This window comes from Massilimicrobiota sp. SW1139 (genome assembly GCF_012027715.1).
GTDB classification, from domain to species: Bacteria; Bacillota_I; Bacilli_A; order Erysipelotrichales; family Coprobacillaceae; genus Allocoprobacillus; species Allocoprobacillus merdigallinarum.
Genome location: NZ_SJOR01000050.1, coordinates 1 through 932, shown reverse-complemented (window position 1 = coordinate 932; position 932 = coordinate 1). Strand labels below are relative to the sequence as shown.

Annotated in this window: 1 protein-coding gene; it reads left to right on the top strand. The window is 38.0% G+C overall.

The genetic code is table 11. The annotated features are described in order from the left end of the window. The coding region (locus E0K96_RS12055; protein WP_168083452.1) for a transposase at positions 1-932 on the top strand (932 nt) is incomplete at both ends.

The window sequence follows — 932 nt, the reverse complement described above, 5'->3', positions numbered from 1 at the left end:
TCCATATCAAGAAGACCTCTGCCTGAGTATCTGCTGATAGATGAGGTCTATGCATTCAAGTCTGTCAACAGTAAATATGTGTGTGTGCTTGTCGATTTCAAGACACAGAACATCGTCGATGTCCTTCCGTCAAGAAGAAAGCAGACACTCATGGATTATTTCTTTTCCATTCCTCTTGAGGAAAGGAAGAATGTCAAAATTGTTTCCTTTGACATGTGGGAAACATACAGAATCGTATCGAAGATCATGTTTCCAAATGCAATATGTGCAACCGACCATTTTCATGTGAAGCAGGAATTTGGAAGAAAAATTGACAGAGTGAGAATCGATGTCATGAATAAGTATTATTCCAGAAAGAAATATCTTGAGAAGAAAAAAGAAAAAACCAAGACTGAAAAGCTTGAGTTAAAGGAAGCATCCAAGCATTACTATGCATTAAAGAAATTCAACTGGATGCTCTTCTCCAATGACAATAGAATATTCGACCCCAACGAAAAGAAGATATACAATCATACCCTTGAGGGGTATTACAACTACTATGATATCCTTGACTTCATGGTCAGACATGACCCTGTGCTGGATCTTGCCTATGATCTTAAATATGAGCTGGATGAATTTTACAGCAGATCCAATGAAAAAAACGCATTGAAGAACATAGAAGAGCTGATCATATCCTTCAGGAATTCCCAGATCAAGGAAATGATGGATTTTGGGAATACACTGGTCAAATGGAAATATGAGATTGTGAATTCATTTGTGCCGGCAAATGGAAGACGCATATCAAACGGCCTGATTGAAAACAGAAACAAATCCATCAAGCTGCTGAAACACAGTTCAAACGGATACCTCAACTGGCATCGTTTCAAGACAAGAATCATGTACAGTCTCAATAAAGACTCAACATATCACCTGTATCCAATCAAAAACAAGGG